Source organism: Thalassospira sp. MCCC 1A03138 (assembly GCF_002115785.1).
GTDB lineage: Bacteria > Pseudomonadota > Alphaproteobacteria > Rhodospirillales > Thalassospiraceae > Thalassospira.
The window spans coordinates 245,107-264,930 of the sequence record NZ_JFJY01000007.1; the positions used below are offsets into that span (position 1 = coordinate 245,107).

Consider the following 19,824-nt stretch of genomic DNA (forward strand, 5'->3'; position numbering starts at 1 on the left):
CAAAGACAGACAATCAAAAGAAAAGGCAGCCAAACGGGCTGCCTTTGTCATTTCTGGGTCAGGTGATCCAGACGATCTGCTATCAGGTGCCAAACCCGAAATCATCGGCATCAAGATCATCGGTATCATGGACGCCCATCAGGGTGACAGATGCATCATTGCCAAGTTCAATCACGACATTGCCATCGGTATCAAGATGCATGTCGTTCTTGATCTGGTTGAAGTTGCTGTAATTCCATTCCGACAGATTGATGATGTCCTCGCCCGGGGTGAAGTCGGTGATGATGTCGTGACCGTTGGTTTTGCCGATCTCGAATTCATCCCAGCCCGAACCACCGGTCAGGGTGTCGTCACCGGCACTGCCATACAGGCGATCATTGCCCGCCCCGCCCAGAAGCACATCGTCGCCCGAATTGCTCCAGAGGATGTCATTGCCGTTGCCACCATCAAGCGTGACATTGCCATAGGTTTCATAGGAGCTGGTCAGATCGATGATGTCATCGCCATCACCGGCTTCGATCACTTCGATATTGCGGATGCGCGGAGAAATGCCCGGGTCACTGACCGTATCGGCAAGGAATAGCGCGTCATTACCGCTGGTCAGTTTCAGGGTATCGGTGCCATCGCCACCTTCGAAGATGTCATTCGACTGGTTATAGCCGTTCAGATTGACATATTCGCCAGTCCCGGAATCGCCAGTGTAATCATGGCCCCAACCGTTACCGTGATGGCCGGTATGGCCCCAGCCGGTATTGTTATCGTGGCCATCTTCACCCGGCGCGCCATCATTAAGCGCATGCCAGTTCGAGCTCCAGGTGTCGTCGGCATTGTATTGCAGGACGTCATCACCGGCACCACCATTCAGGATGTCGATCCCAGCACCACCGGCAAGAGTATCATTGCCCGCACCACCCCAAAGCGTGTCGTTGCCTTCGCCACCATCAAGGACGTCGTCACCAGCGTTGCTCCAGATGATGTCGTTGCCGGTTCCACCAAGAACTGTCACATCGCCATAAGACTGGGTTTCGCTGGTCAGGTCGACAATATCGTCGCCATTACCGGCATCGATGACTTCGATATTCGAAATGCGCGGCGAAACGCCCGGATCGGTGATCTTGTCGTCAAGGAACAGGGCATCATTGCCGCTGGTCAGGGACAGGGTATCGGTACCATCGCCACCGTCGAAGATATCCTGCGAACGGGTATAACCTTGCAGATTGACCTGTTCGTTGGTGCCGTCCATGTCCGGATCGCCGACATTCTTCGCGGCATAGCTGCCCGACCAGGTCGCGTCTTTCTGATATTCGATGATGTCGTCACCGGCACCGGCATCAATCAGATCGCTGCCCGATCCGCCATTGATGACGTCATTGCCATCGCCCCCCCAGATGGTGTCATTACCGCCATCGCCGCCCAGAACGTCATCGCCCGACAGGCCCGACAGCAGGTTCGCACCATCGTCGCCAAACAGGTAATCATTGAAGTTCGACCCGATCAGATCTTCGATCGAAGACAGGACGTCATATCCGTCACCGCCAACGGCGGTACCGTTTTTCAGGCTGACACCAACCGCGGATGTTGCATTGGCATAGCTTGCGGTATCGCGGCCCGATCCACCCGAAAGGGTATCATTGCCCTGACCACCCATCAGGGTGTCATTACCGCCATCACCATAAAGCTTGTCATCGCCCGATCCGCCAAACAGGGTATCGTTGCCATCGCCGCCCCAAAGACGGTCGTTGTTTTCACCGCCATCCAGAACGTCGTTGCCGTCACCGCCAAGGATCGAATCATCGCCGGTGCCGCCATTGATCACGTCATTGCCGGCTTCGCCATAAAGCTTGTCCTGACCCTGACCACCCAGCAGCGTATCGGCCCCGTTTCCACCCCAGACGCGGTCATCGCCCGACCCGCCATCCAGCGTATCGTCACCTTCGCCGCCGATGATGCTGTCCTGCCCGCTGCCGCCGTCGATAAGGTCATTACCGCCGTCACCATACAGCTTGTCGTCGCCATCACCGCCATAAAGGCTGTCATTGCCATCCATGCCCGACAGCGTGTCCTGACCATTCAGGCCAAAGACGGTATCGTCACCCGCAAGGGCGGCAATCGTGTCATTGTTGCTGATGCCATACAGGACATCGTCATAAGGCGTCGGCCCGGTCGAGGCTTCGACACCGACAAACATGTTTGCATTAAGATCGCTAATCGCGACACCCAGCAGGGTAAGCGTACCCTGACCATTCAGGTTGATAACGGTGTTGCCATTGACCTCGGACATCAAGCTGCGCAACTCGGCCCAGTTATCAACATCAAGGGCAGACAGATTGATCTGGTCACTTGCCCGATTGAAATCGGTGACAACCTTGTCGCCGGAATTATCCGATACGATGATCTGATCCGAACCGGCACCACCGGTATAGGTATCGTTGCCAGCCCCGCCATCAAGCGTATCGTTGCCGTCACCACCCAGCAGCGTGTCATTCCCGGCATCACCCGACAGGGTGTCGCTACCAATACCGCCTTCGAGCAGGTCATTGTCATTGCCGCCCGACAGGACATCATTGCCGCTACCACCCGAAAGGGTGTCATTGCCCGCATCGCCCGAAAGCAAGTCATTACCAAGACCGCCATTGATGGTATCGGCACCATCGCCGCCAGAAATGACATCATCACCCGCTTCGCCCGAAAGCTGGTCATCTCCGGCCGCGCCATAGATCGTATCGGTATCATCACCGCCGGTGACAACATCGTCGCCATCCATCGCATCGATGAAGTCAGAACCGCCACCGCCGGAAATCACATCGTTGCCCGATCCACCGATCAGGGTGTCATTGCCCGCACCACCCGCGATCACGTCATGGCCGTCATTGCCATTAAGGCTGTCGTCGCCGTCGCCACCGTCAATCACGTCATTGCCGTTGCCGCCCGAAATCGTATCGTTCCCGGCACCGCCCGACAGGTTATCGTCGCCGTCATTGCCAAGGATGGTGTCATTGCCATCCCCGCCATCGACCACATCATTCCCGGCCAGCGCATCGATGTAATCATCTTCGCTGGTGCCCAGCAGGACATCATCAAACGGCGTCGCGCCAACCGGACCTTCGATCCCGACAAACATATCGGAAGTGACTTCGTTCAGGCGCACACCCAGCAGCGTCACCGAGCCATCCGGCCCCAGATCGATAACGGTATTGCCATTGACCTCGCTCAGACGCGGGGCGAGCTCCGACCATTCGGAAATGCCAAGGGCATCAAGGGAAATCTGATCAACGCTTGTGTTGAAATCGGTAACGACCTTGTCGCCGACAAGGCTTGTGACCTTGACCAGATCGGCACCCGACCCGGTCGAGATCCGGTCATTCCCCGATCCGCCATCCAGCGTATCGTTGCCATCACCACCCACAAGGCTGTCATTACCAGCCCCACCGTCAAGCGTGTCGTCGCCTTTTTCACCGTTCAGATAGTCGTTGCCATTGCCACCGATCAGGGTATCGGCGCCATCGCCGGTCCAGATCGTGTCATTGCCCTCGCCACCATCAATCGTATCGGCACTGACATCGGCTTCGACATTGTCAAACGTATCGTTGCCATCACCCAGATCGACAACATTGTTCTGGCTGTTGCCATAGACATAGTCATCATGGGCCGACGCAATGACGCGTTCGAAATTGGCAAGAATATCGCCTGCGGCATCACCACCAAATGCACGGCCGCCTTCGCCCGGTGTTCTGGCATTGGCATCGGTATCGCCAAGATAAATCTCGACCCCGGCGCTTGAACCCTCATAGCTGATGGTATCGATGCCCTCGCCACCATCAAGCGTATCGGCACCCGCACCGCCTTCGATGGTGTCATCCCCGGCACCGCCCGAAAGGACGTTATCGCCATCCGATCCGGTAATGTCGTCATTGCCCGCCGACCCGATGACATTTTCAAATCCGGAAATAGTGTCATTGCCGGTTTCGGCACTGCTTGCGGTACCGGCCGACAGATCGACCGTGGCACCACTTGCCGCCTGGCTCAGATCAAGGGTATCGGTGCCCGCACCACCCGAAAGCGTATCATTCCCGGCACCGGCGATAATGGTGTCGTTACCGGCCCCGCCATAAACGGAGTCATCACCCGCACCACCGTCCAGAACGTCATCACCATCCGCACCAGACAGGACGTTTGCCCCGCTCGATCCGATAAGCGTATCCGAACCCGCCGTGCCCAGAACATTCTCGAAGCCGGAAATGGTGTCTGTACCGGTGGCATCGCTGCTTGCAGTGCCAGTCGACAGATTAACCGTCACACCATTGGCAGCAGCGAAATCAAGGGTGTCACTGCCATCACCACCGGCAAGGATATCGTTGCCCGCACCGGCAACAACCGTGTCATCGCCCGTACCCGCATCAACCGTATCGGCACCTGCACCCGCGGTGATAACATCATTACCATCGCCCGCCAGAATAACGTCGTCACCCGCCCCAGCATCAAGGGTATCGTTACCGGCACCCCCATCAAGCGTATCATTGCCTGCCCCGCCATAAAGACGATCAGCACCGTCGTCGCCAGTCAGGGTGTCGTCACCATCCCCACCGTCGAGTATGTCGTTGCCATAACCACCATCAAGATAATCGTCACCCGCGCCGCCATAAAGATTGTCGTCGCCAAGTTCGCCATTGATGCGGTCATTGCCTTCGTTGGCCCAAAGCGTATCGTTGCCGCCGCCACCATTGATGGTGACATCGCCATAGGCAATCGTATCGCTGGTCAGATCGACAACGTCGTTGCCTTCGCCCGCGTTGATAACCTCGACCCCGTCAAGGCGCGCGCCATCGGTAACGGTTTCTTCAACCACCGCATCAAAGGTGATGGAACGTACGAAATAGTCGCTGCTGTCACCGCCCGATGAACCATCGGCGTAAGGTTCGCTTTCAAAGGCGAGGTAACGGAATTCAACCGGATTGCCGAGACTGTCGGTGACACTGATCGTTGCCGTACCGACACCGCCACTGGTGTAATTGATCGTGCTTTCGTCAAGCACACCCGATGCCACCAAATTGCCATCGGCATCAAAGGCCTGCCACGAACCGACTTCACCGCCATGTTCGGCCGCAATCAGGTTGGAAACCTGAACCGTGGCATTCCGCGCATTGGCACCAAGATCGACAACAACGGCTTCGCTTTCGCCGGTATTGCCATTGTGGTTGATCTGGCTTCCGGCCGGTGAACCGCCGTTATTGCCGATACCATTGCCATCAAAGGTCACGGTGTCATCCGCCGCGGCAAGGTTCAGTTTGCCGTCTTCGCCGACATAGGATGTGCCAAAATCAAAGGCGTAAAGATTTGCATCCGACCATGCGGCCTGCACGGCACCCGATGATGCCGAATCCGTCAGGCCGAATGTCCGGGTTTCGATCGTGCTACCCGTCGTCTGGCCATCGCCCAGTTTGCTGCCATCAAGGATCAGCGCATCACTGCCACCGGTCAGGTTCAGGGTATCGGTACCGTCACCACCGATAAAGGTATCGTCCGAGATATTCTTGCCACCGATATTGGCAAGCTCACCGGTGCCATCGACGCCCGGGCTGCCGGTATTTTCGGTGGTGTCACCGCTTGCGGCCGTGCCATCGGCGTCGAAATTCAGGACATCGTCGCCGGATCCGCCATCAAGGGTATCGTCACCCGCACCGCCCGAAAGCGTGTCGGCACCATCGCCGCCACTGAGTTCATCATTGCCGGTGCCGCCGCCAAGCGTATCCGAACCGGCTCCACCATCGACCGTGTCATCGCCCGAACCACCCATCAGGGTATCGTTGCCCGCACCGCCATCAATTGTATCGTTACCGGCACCACCATCGACAATATCGTCACCGGCAAGCGCATCAATGACATCATCGCCATCGCCACCGGTCAGGCTGTCGTCATAAGGCGTCCCGCCATCGGTCACACCGGTGAAATCATCGGCTGAAAGATCAAGCGGATTGACACCCTGCAGCGTTATCGTGCCGCCGGACGGCAGATTGATTACGGCATCACCAAGCGAATTGCCGGTGATCAGATCACGAAGCTGGGTCCAGGTTTCAATGCCCGTGCCATCAAGGGTCAGTTTGTCGGTCCCGACTTCGAAGTCGGTGACAACATCATCATCGGTGCCGTCGGCAAAGATAAAGCTGTCATTGCCAGCCCCGCCCGAAAGCGTATCGTCGCCAGCCCCGCCATCAAGGGTGTCGTTACCCGCCCCTGCGGCCATGACGTTATTGGCATCCGATCCGGTCAGTTCATCATCGCCCGAACCGGTTGTGACATTTTCAAAGTTCGAAATGCTGTCCGAACCGGTTTCTGCCGATTGCGCCGAACCTGCCGCCAGATTGACCGTGGCTCCACTGGTTGCGTTGCGCATATCAATGGTGTCATTGCCCTGGCCACCATCAAGACTGTCATCACCGGCACCCGCGATAACCGTGTCATCGCCGGTACCGGCATCGACATGGTCACTGCCCGCACCATCGGATACGACGTCATTACCATCACCGGCCACGATCCGGTCATTGCCATCGGCACCGTCAATCGTGTCATTCCCTGCGCCGGACGATATTGTGTCATCGGCGGAACTTCCGGAAATCGTATCGTCACCAGCCCCTGTAACGACCTGTTCGAAGCCCGAAATGGTGTCAGACCCGGTTTCCGTGCTGCTTGCCGTGCCATTTTCAAGATCAATGACGGCCCCGCCATCGGCATTGGTCAGATCAAGCGTATCGGTGCCATCGCCACCGGCAAGGGTATCGTTACCGGCATCACCGATAATTGTATCGTCACCCGCCCCGGCATCCACCGTATCATTGCCGTCACCTGATGAAATCACATCATCGCCGGAACCCGCCGCGATATCGTCATCACCCGCCCCGGCATCAATCACGTCACTGCCGGCACCCGTATTGATATGGTCATTGCCATCACCGGCAAGGACGCTGTCATCCCCGGCACTGGTCCAGATGGTATCGTTGCCAGCCCCGCCATCAACCGTGACATCGCCATAGGAATGAACCTGGCTGGTCAGATCGACAACGTCATCACCGTCGCCGGTTTCAATGATTTCAACGCCACTGATTGACGGATTGGCAGAACCATTTTCATGATCGCGATCCAGAATGATCGCATCACCACCCGACGTGCCCACCAGCGTATCGATGCCGTCGCCGCCATCATACTGATCATCACTGATACCAAGACCGTCAAGATCGGCAATTTCGCCAGTGCCATCGACACCCGGGCTACCCGCATGATCGGTGGCATCCCCCGATTGACCGGTGCGATCCGCGCCAAATTCCAGAACGTCATCACCCGCACCACCGTCAAGCGTATCCGTGCCCGGGCCGCCGATCAGGGTGTCGTTGCCATCACCACCGTCAAGCGTGTCATCACCTTCGCCGCCATCAACCGTATCGTCGCCGGCACCACCACCAACAGTGTCGTTACCCGCACCGCCACCGACGGAATCATTACCATCACCACCGTCGACCGTGTCATCACCTTCGCCGCCATCAACCGTATCGTCGCCGGCACCACCACCAACAGTGTCGTTACCCGCACCGCCACCGACGGAATCATTACCATCACCACCGTCGACCGTGTCATCACCTTCGCCGCCATCAACCGTATCGTCGCCGGCACCACCACCAACAGTGTCGTTACCCGCACCGCCACCGACGGAATCATTACCATCACCACCGTCGACCGTGTCATCACCTTCGCCGCCATCAACCGTATCGTCGCCGGCACCACCACCAACAGTGTCGTTACCCGCACCGCCACCGACGGAATCATTACCATCACCACCGTCGACCGTGTCATCACCTTCGCCGCCATCAACCGTATCGTCGCCGGCACCACCACCAACAGTGTCGTTACCCGCACCGCCACCGACGGAATCATTACCATCACCACCGTCGACCGTGTCATCGCCATCGCCGCCGTCGACCGTGTCATCACCATCGCCACCGTCGACCGTGTCGTTGCCATCACCGGCGCCAACCGTATCGTCACCGCTGCCACCGCCAAGTGTATCATCACCCGGCGTTCCGACATTTTCGATCCCGGCAAAGTGATCCGGTGTCAGGTCGCCAACAGCAACGCCCGAAAGCGTTACCGTGCCGCCGGACGGCAACGTGATCACCGCACCATCCGGTCCATCGGACAGTAGCGGCTGCAATTCGGTCCAGCTTGAAACACCGATATCGGGCAGGGAAATCACGTCGCTGGCGATGTCAAAGTCGCTGACCAGATCGGCGTCGCTGCCATCTTCAAAAACAAAGACATCCGCGCCATCGCCACCGGTCAGGGTGTCGTTGCCGTCGCCCGCGGCCAGTGTGTCATTCCCTGCACCACCCGAAAGGACGTCGTCGCCAGCCCCGCCATCAATCACGTCATCACCGGCACCGCCGTCAATCGTGTTGGCCGCATCACTGCCGGTAATGGTATCGGCGTCTGCCGAACCCGTGACATTTTCGAAATTGGCAATCGTATCGGAACCGATCTGTGCGCCGTTCGCGGTTCCGGTGGCAAGATCAACCGTTACCCCGCCGCTGGTGCCCGACAGGTCAAGCGTATCAATGCCGTCGCCGCCATCAAGGTGGTCGTTACCGGCATCAATCGAAACCGTATCGTTGCCCGCACCGGCATCAATCACATTGTTCGCAGCATTACCGATGATGATGTCATCACCATCCGTCGCGATCACATTTTCAAAGCCGGAAATGCTGTCCGAACCGGTGGCATCGCTGCTTGCCGTGCCATTGGCCAGATCAATTTCCGCGCCATTGGCCGCAGACATATCAAGCGTATCGAAACCGTCCCCACCCGAAAGCGTGTCATCACCGAGACCGGCCATGATGGTATCGTCGCCAGCACCGCCCGCGATGATGTCATTGCCGGTTCCGCCATCAAGGATGTCGTTATCCGCACCCCCATTGATATTATCGGCACCCGCACCGCCAAGAATATTGTCAGAACCGGCACCCCCAAGGATGACGTCATCACCATCATTGGCCCACAGGGTATCGTCACCGGCACCGCCATCAATCGTGACGTCGCCATAGGAATGCGTTTCACTGGTCAGGTCGACAACATCGTTACCCGCCCCGGCATTGATGTTTTCAATATCCACAATTGACGGGTTGGCGGCACCGCCACCGGCGTGATCGCGATCGAGGATGATGGCATCATCACCGTCGCCTGCCTGCAGGGTATCGTTGCCTTCGCCACCGACGAAACTGTCATCAGAAAGGTTTTTGCCACTGATATCGGCAACGTCACCAGTGCCATCCGTCGTCGGGCTGCCGACATGATCGGTGGTTTCACCCGACGCCGCGACATGGTCCCCTTCGAAGGCCAGGACATCATCACCAGCCCCACCATCAAGCAGATCGGCCCCGGCACCACCGGCAAGGGTGTCGTTCCCTGCACCGCCCGAAAGGGTGTCATCACCGGCACCACCCGAAAGGATGTTATCGCCATCCGCCCCCAGAAGGGTATCGTTGCCCGAACCACCGGTCGCCCCTTCGATATCGATCAGCGTATCGTTGCCGTCGGCGGTCGTGCCGGTACCCGCGGCCAGATCGACCACAACCGGATCGGTCCGATCCGAATAATCGGCGATATCGGTGCCATCGCCACCGACAAGGGTATCACTGCCGGTGCCCGCCTGCAGGGTATCGTTACCCGCCCCGCCCAGAATGGTGTCATCGCCACCACCACCGGCCAGCACATCGTCACCCGCACCGCCTTCGATCACGTTGCTGGCATCATCGCCCGAAATGGTATCGGCATGGTCGGAACCGATCACGGTTTCAAAACCGTCAATCACATCATTTCCGGCACCACCGGTTGCGGTACCATTGGCAAGGTCGACGGAAACGCCGTCTTCGGCCCCTTCGTAGGACAGCGTATCATCGCCTTCGCCACCAATCAGGGTATCGTCGCCGCCATTGCCATAAACGGTATCATTGCCTGCGCCGCCATCCAGGATATTGGCGTTTTCATCGCCGATCAGGATATCGTCGCCATCCCCGCCGGTAACATTTTCGATGCTATCAAGGGTATCGTTTCCGGCATCCCCGGTTGCCGTACCTTCACCAAGGTCAACGGTAACACCTTCGGATGTGTCGGAATAATCGGCGGTATCGTTACCGTCACCACCATTGAGTTCGTCATCACCGGCACCACCGATCAGGGTATCGTTGCCTGCATCGCCATTGATGACATCATCACCGGCACCACCATCAACAATATCGTCACCGTCCAGCGCATTGATTTCATCGCCAAGCTGGCTGCCCTGCAGGACATCGTCAAATTCGGTGCCGTTGATCGCGACATAACCAAAGAAGTTTTCAGGACCAAGGTCCTCGACCGAAATACCTTCAAGCGTGATGGTTTCACCGGGTGCCAGATTTATAACGGCATTCCCATCAGTATCATTAAACATGCGATCTTCAAGATCGCTGTAGGTTTCGATACCATATGCAGACAGATCGACAACGTCTTTGGACGGATCAAAATCGGTAACGGTGTCACTGCCCCCCCCCGGAGCAACAACAACCACATCCTCGCCTGCACCCGTGATGACGATGTCATCGCCCGCACCGCCGGACAATGTATCGTTACCCGAACCGCCATCAAGCGTATTGACGCCATCCGAGCCAATCAGCGTATCGGCAAAGTCAGTTCCGACAACATCTTCGATGTTCAAGATGACATCGTTGCCCGCCGCACCGCTGGCATATTTATTCATCAGATCGACGACAACCGGACCATTCACATTCGAATAATCAACCGTGTCGTGATAACCGCTTTCGCCATCGATGATATCGTCCCCGGAATCCCCCATGATCCGGTCGTCGCCAGTACCGCCAAGAAGAATATCATCACCATCACCACCAGATAGCGTGTCATCATCAGCACCAGCGACGATGACGTCGCCACCGTCTCCACCTGACAGCGTATCCTGCCCCGTGCCACCATCAATCTTATCGTTACCAGCACCACCTTCGACAACGTCATTACCATCGCCGGCAACAATGGTGTCATCCCCGCCACCGGCGATGATGGTGTTTGCGTCTGCATTGCCAACGATATTGTCGGAGAAATCCGTCCCGACGACGTTTTCGATACTTTCAAGAAAATCATTGCCCGCGCCTGAACCGGAACGGTTTGCCAGATTGACATCAACACCCTGATTTGTGGCGCTGTAATCTATCGTATCGCTGCCTGCACCACCGACGATGTGGTCATCACCCAGTCCGGCAAAAATGGTATCATCCCCGTCAAGCCCGAGAATGGTATTGTTTCCGGCATCATCGTAGAACACATCGTCAAACAGCGTGCCGGTAACATTCTCGATGCTTTCAAGTCTATCATTGCCATCCGCACCGGCAACGCTACCCGCACCGATATCGGCAACAATTGCCCCACTACTTGTGGAGTAGTCAGCCGTATCCGACCCGTCACCGCCGACAAGCGTATCGTCGCCCGCTTCGCCAGCCAGAACATCGTCACCGGTATCGCCATAAAGCGTATCGTTACCATCACCACCGATAAGACGATCATCGCCGTCACCGCCATGGACAACATCATCGCCGCCAAGCGCATTGATAACATCGTCGTTCTCGGAGCCCGACATATCATCATTTTCGCCCGTACCAAGACGAACGTCGACACCGCTGAAATTACCACTTGCCAGCATTTCAGGACGAACATCATTCAATGTGATGCTGTCGCCGGTGTCGAAACGAATGACGACATCACCCACGTCGTTGATATCAAACAACAGCTTCAGGGCATCAAACCCGGCAATGTTGAAGCCGGTTAGATCCAGAACATCGGTAACCGGATCAAAATCCGTGACAACATCATCGCCGCTACCAGGGCCAAAAACGATCTGGTCATTACCCTTCCCAGTCGAAAGGGTATCGTCGCCTTCGCCCCCGCGGAACGTATCGTTGCCTTGACCGCCAAGGAAAATATCGTTGCCTTCGCCACCGACGAAGGTGTCATTGAAATCAGAACCCTCGACGATTTCAATACCGTCAAGGCTATCTGTCCCCTCGTTCGCAGATGCGACGGTTCCCGCACTCATATCCACAATGACCGCGCCGGTTGCATCGGCGTAGGATGCCGTATCCTGACCAGATCCGCCTATCAGGACATCATTACCCGCACCGCCGACAAGCGTATCATTGCCAGCACCGCCATCAAGCGTATCGTCGCCGTCACCACCAAAGACGGTATCATCCCCCGCACCGGAATTGACCGTATCATTCCCCGCGCCGGTTTTGATCACATTGTCATTTTCATCACCGGTAACGCTGTCTTTACCGGCACCGGTCAGGATGTTTTCAATATTTGTGAAACTATCGATTTCATTGCCGCTGGTGACCTGCCCCGCCACCATATCGACGACGCTGTCATCCGTCAGATCAGACAGATCAAAAGTATCATTCCCGTCGCCACCGTCGATAACATCCTTGCCCTGACCACCGCGGAGCGTATCGTTACCCTCGCCCCCCGAAAGGACGTCATCACCGGACCGTCCATCGACGAAATCGTTACCCGCACCCGCTGCAATCGTATTTGCGCCAGCATCGCCCAAAAGCTCATCAGAAGCGGTCGAGCCGACAATGTTGTCGAAATTCCGGATGACGTCATTGTCCGAACCACTTGTTTGTCCGGATTGAAGATCAACACTCACGCCACCTGTTGACGACGCATAAGAAATGGTATCTTCGCCGCTGCCGCCATCAAGCGTGTCACGACCTGCTCCACCTTCTATGGTGTCATTGCCAGCCCCGCCTATCAGATGATCGTTGCCAGCCCCACCGGTCAAAATATCATTCCCGGCGGCGCCATCCACACTTACAGCATTGTTTCCGGCGGCAAATACATCGTCAAAATCGGATGCAATGATACTTTCAAAACCACTGATCATGTCGGTTCCGATATCGGCACCACTTGCCGTACCGACATCAAGATCAATGTTCAGACCAGACCCGGAACCACTATAATCAAGGGTATCTTTTCCACGTCCGCCATCAAGGACATCATTTCCGGCATCGCCATAAACGGTATCATCACCATCACCTGCCGCAATGGTGTTGTCATCCGTATCGCCCCTCAGTTCATCCGAATGCGATGAGCCAATAATATTTTCGATATTCGCAAGGGTGTCATTACCGTCTGCCCCCGTCGCGGTTTCCGCACCAAGATCAACGGAAACGGATCCATCTGCCTGAGCATAGCTTACGGTGTCGCCCCCGGCACCACCGTCCAGAACGTCATCGCCACGGCCACCCATCAAGGTGTTTTCGCCGTCATCCCCGATCAGGGTATCGTCAAAATCACTGCCGATTACATTTTCGATATTTGCAAGTGTGTCGTTACCGCTCGCGCCAGTCGCCGTTCCCGCCCCAATGTCAACGAACACCGCACCGTCAGCATCGCTATAGGTTGCGACGTCACGCCCCTCGCCGCCATCTAGAATGTCGTTTCCTGTGCCGCCAAGAAGCGTATCGTCCCCTGATCCGCCTTCCAGGGTATCATCGCCAGCACCACCATCAAGATGATCGTCATCCATCCCGCCCAGAAGATGATCGTTCCCGCCCAGACCGCGCAAAGTATCGTCCCCGGCCTCGCCGGATAAGATATTGTCACCCTCATCACCGGAAATGCGGTCCTGCCCCTTGGCGCCAATAACGTTTTCAATGTCGATCAGAACATCATTGCCAACCGAAGAATCCGCTGTTCCCGTAGCCAGATCGACGGTTACGGATAAACTTTGACTATAGTCGGCAGTATCATTGCCCGCGCCACCATCAAGCGTATTTTGGCCACTGCCACTTGACAATGTGTCATCCCCGGCACCGCCATAGATGATATCGTCACCTCCGGCCCCGTCGATCGTATCATTGCCATCAAGCCCGTCGATTATTTCGCCAAATCCACTGCCGACAATTGTGTCATCAGCTTCGGTCGCCCCGATGAATTTGATGTCGACAAAATGATCCGGGGTCAGGTCTTCGGGCGCAATACCACTTAATGTGATCTTGCTTTGTCCAAGGTCGATAACCGTCCCACCGTTGCCATCTGAGACAATCATCTTCCGTAAGGCTTCCCAGGTCGGAACACCAAAGGCCGAAACATTCAGACGATCTGCAGAAAGATCAAAATCAGCAATGGTATCGACACCGGACCCGGGCGCGAACACAAAGGTATCAGCTCCTTCACCGCCAACCAGAAGATCGTTTCCGCCGCCGCCAATGATAAGATCATCGCCCGCACCACCTTCGAGCGTATTGGAAATCAAAGATCCGATGATCGTGTCATTGCCGTCAGAACCGATAACGTTTTCGATACCGTTCAGATGACTGGTTCCGCTCTCGGTCGTCGCAGAACCCTCGCCAAGATCGACGGAAACCCCGCCATCGATACCATCATATGTAAGGGTATCTTTGCCTGCACCGCCCAGAAGGCTGTCATTTCCAGCCCCTGCAATCAGGGTGTCATCGCCAGCACCACCATCCAGAAGATCATCCCCCGCGCCCCCTGAAAGGGTGTCGGCACCCTCTCCGCCCAGAAGAATGTTGTTTGCATCAGTCCCGGAAATCACATCATCAAAGTCAGATCCGGTAACATTATCGATGTTGGCAAGTGTATCGTTGCCCGCGCCGCCCGATGCGTTACCTGCTGCCAGATCGACCTGCACCCCCGCAACGGCATCGTCATAAGCAACGGTATCATTACCATTACCACCGTCGATTACGTCATTCCCCTGGCCACCAGAAAGCGTGTCATCGCCTTCCCGGCCAAACAATGTGTCGTCGCCATCCATGCCAAGAATGGTGTCATTCCCGGCCAAACCATCGATGACATCACCAAGCGACGTACCGATCAAAACATCGGCATTTTCCGTACCCTCAAGTGACCGAATGCCAACGAAATTCGAATATTTTAGCATATCTGGCGATATGCCGAGCAACGTCATGGTTGCATCGCCAAGCGAAATCGTCGTATTGCCTGCTTCATCAACACCAACCAACCCGGCGATGTCGGATAGCAAACCAACGCCATCGATCCCCTGAACATCAATCATGTCCAGTTCCGGATCGAAATCAGTCACGGTGATCTGACCGTCGCTTGCGGAAATCACAAAGGTATCGCCGCCTGCGCCGCCGGTCAGCGTATCGTTACCGCCCCCACCGGAAAGCGTGTCGTCACCGGCATCGCCAAGCAGGGTGTCGTCACCGGCACCGCCAAGCATAACGTCGTTACCAGCGCTGCCCTTGATCGTTTCGAAACCGTCAATCGTGTCAACAAAGGTGGAACTGGTAACGGTGCCTGCATCCAGATCAAAGGTAAGCCCGGTATTGCTCTGGCCCGAACCGTTCACTGACTCATAACTCAGAACATCGTTACCATCGCCACCCGATAGCGTGTCCGACCCAAAGCCGCCCAGAACAGTGTCATCACCCGCCCCCGCAGCAATGATATTGTCAGACGACGTACCTGAAATCACATCATTGCCAGCACCGGTAACGGCATTTTCAAATCCCGTAAATTCATCCGTCCCCATGCCGGATGCCGTTCCCGCGGCAAGATCAACCGTCATATCAACGGAAAATTCGCTGTAGTCGACGGTGTCGGTTCCCTCTCCACCGATGAAGGTATCGTCCCCCCCGCTGCCGAGAACCGTATCGTCAGCACTTCCGGCATCTATGATATTTTTGCCACTGTCGCCGCGAATGATATCGGCTTGGCCCGAACCGGTCACATTTTCGATATTTTCCAGCGAAACAGTGCCGGACGCATTTTTTGCGTATCCTGCGGAAAGATCAATCTCGACCCCACCCTGACCGTTGAAAAGGGCAGTATCGATACCGTCGCCACCATCAAGCGTATCATCGCCACCACCCCCGGCAAGCGTGTCATCGCCTGCACCGGTGGAAATATGGTTGTCATCGGCATTGCCGATCACCGTATCGTTGCCCGAACCGGTGACAATGTTTTCAATTCCGGTCAGACGATCCGTTTCACCGTCTGCGGTATCATTGGCAACACCGCTTTCCAGATTGACGAATTGGTCGTTGATCTCTGCGCTGTAATCAACGGTGTCGATCCCGCTACCGCCGTTATAACTGTCGTTCCCCGCCTCGGCAAAGAACATGTCGTTGCCAGCACCACCCGATAGAACATCATCGCCGTCACGCCCCACAATCGTGTCATCACCGGCACCGCCAGACAGGGTGTTTGTTCCGGCATCCCCCATAAGGGTGTCGTCGTATTCAGAACCGATGGCGTTTTCGATACGATCCAAAATGTCATTGCCATCGACACTGCTGGCCGTTCCGGCATCAAGATCCAGCGTCACACTACCTGTAGCGCGGGAATAATCGACGGTATCTTTACCCTCCTGCCCGCGAAGCGTATCGTTCCCGGCCCCGGCAATCAGCGTGTCATCACCAAAACCACCAGACAGAACATCGTTCCCGGCACCACCCGCAAGGATATCGTCACCATCATATCCGTATATGGCGTCATCGCCATCGGTTCCCTGCTGATCATCATTGTCATCAGACGCAAGGATTCGGCCAAAACCGCGGAAATTATCATGCGACAACTGGTCAACAGAAACGTTTTCAAGCGTCAGGACACCGTCATCACCAAAATCGATAACAGTGTTGCCGTTACCATCATCCGACATCATCGACTGCAAAGTCACAAAATCCGGGATACCGAGCCGCGCCAGATCGACCGTATCTTCTGCAACATCAAAGTCGGTAACGGTGTCGTTGCCAAATCCGACAGTCAGTTCAAAGTCGTCTTCACCCGTCCCCCCGGTCAGGACATCGTCACCCGCCCCCCCGGTCAGCGTATCAACACCCGCCCCCCCGATCAGGACGTTGTCTCCGGCATCACCTGTCAGGTGATCGTCGAAATCGGACCCGACAAGATTTTCAAACATCTGGACGACGTCATTACCCGCCGCACCGGTTGCGATGCCTTTCGACAAATCAACAAACACGGCACCGGTTGCATCGGCATAGCTGGCTGTATCTATGCCATCGCCACCCTGCATGTGATCATCGCCAGCCCCGCCTTGCAGGAAGTCATTTCCATCCCCGCCTTGCAGAACATCATTGCCCGCTGCGCCATAAAGGGTGTCGTCCCCCTTGCCACCTTGCAGGACGTCGGCCCCTTCACCTCCATAAAGAGTGTCGTTGCCGTCACCGCCCTGTAAAATGTCGTCGCCCGCATTGCCAAGCAGGGTGTCATCCCCTGCCCCACCCTGAAGGGTATCCAGATCAGAAGACCCTTCCAGAACGTCATTACCCGTCGTGCCTTCAACGATGATACCGTCATCGACGGGCTCCTGGTCGGGCGGCGTGCTGCCCCCCATATCATCTTCTTCGGGAGGTTCCGAGGTATCTGGATTCCCTGCATTATCATTGTCACCAGAAGACTGTTCTTCACCCGTCGTGCCGGATGGGTCCGAAATATCCTGGTCAATGTCTGTTTGATCTTCTCCGCCGCCACCGGTTTCTTGCGAATTGTCTGCACCGGCTTGCGCACTGTTATTATTGTTGTCCTGATTACTCTGCGATGGCTGTTCTTCACCGTCCGTGCTGTCTTCACCCTCACCCGATGCAGGCGTATCTTCGTTCAGAACATCTTCACCCGCACCATCCGAACCGCCGAGGCTGTCGTCTTCGGCACCGTCACCCGCGTTCGTTTCATCGCCTTCTGCGTCCGAACCGGTTTCAGCAGGGGGTGTTTCCTGATCGGGCGTGGTTTCTCCGTCGGTGGCCTCGTTCGATGCATCACCGGAAGTCTCACCGTCGGTTTCGGTCGAAGAGCCTTCTTCGGTTCCGGATGTTTCCGAACCGTTTTCTACCGGGGTCTCTTCGCCTTCCGTTACGGGATCGGTCGAACCTTCATCGCTGGTGTCCACGGGATCGGCGCCATCTGCGCCATTTGACGTGTCTTCGCCAGATGCACCGGTTTCACCCGAACCATCACCCGATGCCGTATCATTTGGCTCGTTCGGGGATGCGTTATCGGATGCGTCATCCTGCGCGCCGGTTTGCGTATCGCCCGTCTGCGTCTGATCACCGTCGGTGGTCGATCCGGTTTCGGTTTCCTGCGACGCACCACCGGTATTGCCAGTCCCATCCGTCTCGTCACTGCCGGTTTCCGGTCCCGTGTTCGTATCGGCGCCAGCATCAGAGCCCGCTTCGGCTCCATTCTGATCGGTCGGGGTTGTTTCATCGAGACCGGTGTTCGGATCGGTTTCTTCATCCGTTCCGGCGTCACCGGTGGTTTCATCACCTTCGCCCGAACCGGTGTCGGTTTCGGTGTCGGTTCCCGTGTCGGTTTCTGCGTCGCCGGTTTCTTCGGCAATGGTGTCATCACCCGATCCGCCAGATGCAGGATCATCGCCAACCCCGCCACCAGTTTCTGGCTGGGAGGTTTCCCCACCGCTACCGGAAGAAGCCTGATCACCTGTTTCGCTATCGGTCGTATCACCACCGGACGTATCAGTTTCGCCCGTCACCGACCCCTCCGACGGGTCCGATGCCTCGTCGGTCGTATCACCGCTCGTTTCACCAGAAGTTTCGTCATTGGTATCTGCACCGGTGTCGGTGTCAGTTGCCGTATCACCGCCGGATGCATCGTCACTTGCCGTGCCGGAATCCGTGTTGCTGCCGGTTTCAGATGCGGCACCATCGTCCGTTTCGGCCTCGGTCCGGCTTTCGGTCGCACCATTTTTCAGATCGACCGTCACACCCTGTTCTGACGTGCTGTAATCAAGGGTATTGCTGCCCGCACCACCATCAATCGAGTCATTGCCGGCACTGGCGCCAAAGGTATCGTCGCCTGCACCGCCCCAAAGCGTATTGTTTCCGGTGTCCCCGCGCAGGACATCATTGCCCGATGTCCCGGTCAGATTTTCGATATTGCTAAACGAAACGATATTGTTGCCTGTTGCACTGCCTGCCGTACCGGTCGAAAGATCGGCGGTTACGGCATCATCGGACCCGTCAAATGACAGCGTATCATTGCCAGAACCGCCATCAACCGTATCACTGCCGCCATTGCCCGAAATCACATCGTCGCCAGACGTGCCTTGGATCACGTCATCACCCGACGTTCCGTCAATGACGGTTGCATCACCCGACGACGGATCGCCGGAGCTGTCCAGCGCGACATCCGTCAGTTTCGGGGCATCAACAAGGGTGATTTCGGAAAGCTGGGCAATCGTAATGCCCTTAAGCGTAAGCTGATCGCCAGTCGCAAAGGTAATGACGACATTGCCCTGACCGTCATCCGAAGCACGCGAAACCAGATCGGCCGCACTTTCAACACCAAGATCATCAAGCGCCAGATAATCTTCGCCAAGGGTGAAATCGGTAATGGTCGCCTGACCAAATCCGGCCTGCAAAACAAAGGTATCGCGGCCTTCGCCACCAGCAACTTCATCCTGACCCTCGCCCGGTACCAGGATATCGTTGCCCGCGCCACCAACCAGCGTGTTGTCGCCCGCATCCCCGATCAGGATGTCGTTATACGACGTGCCGATGATGTTTTGGATATTGGTGAAGGCCTGCGTTGCAGGGGATTGTGAACCTGTCTCGCCCGACGAACCGGAATCGGATTTACCCGCAGCAGAGCTATCCTCTGCGCGGTCATCCAGCACCTGTTCGATATCAGCATCCGTCAAACCGGTGCCATCGTCTTGATTGGCGGGCGAGGCCAAGATTCTGCTCCCTACTTGGGATTAATTTTTAA

General features: G+C 56.5%; 1 protein-coding gene. It reads right to left on the bottom strand.

Going from position 1 to position 19,824, the window contains the following annotated elements:
- Nucleotides 1-82: 82 nt before the first annotated feature.
- Nucleotides 83-19,792, bottom strand: coding sequence for an S-layer family protein (locus tag TH468_RS21860; RefSeq protein WP_085645568.1), 19,710 nt, complete (start codon nt 19,790-19,792; stop codon nt 83-85).
- Nucleotides 19,793-19,824 lie beyond the last annotated feature (32 nt).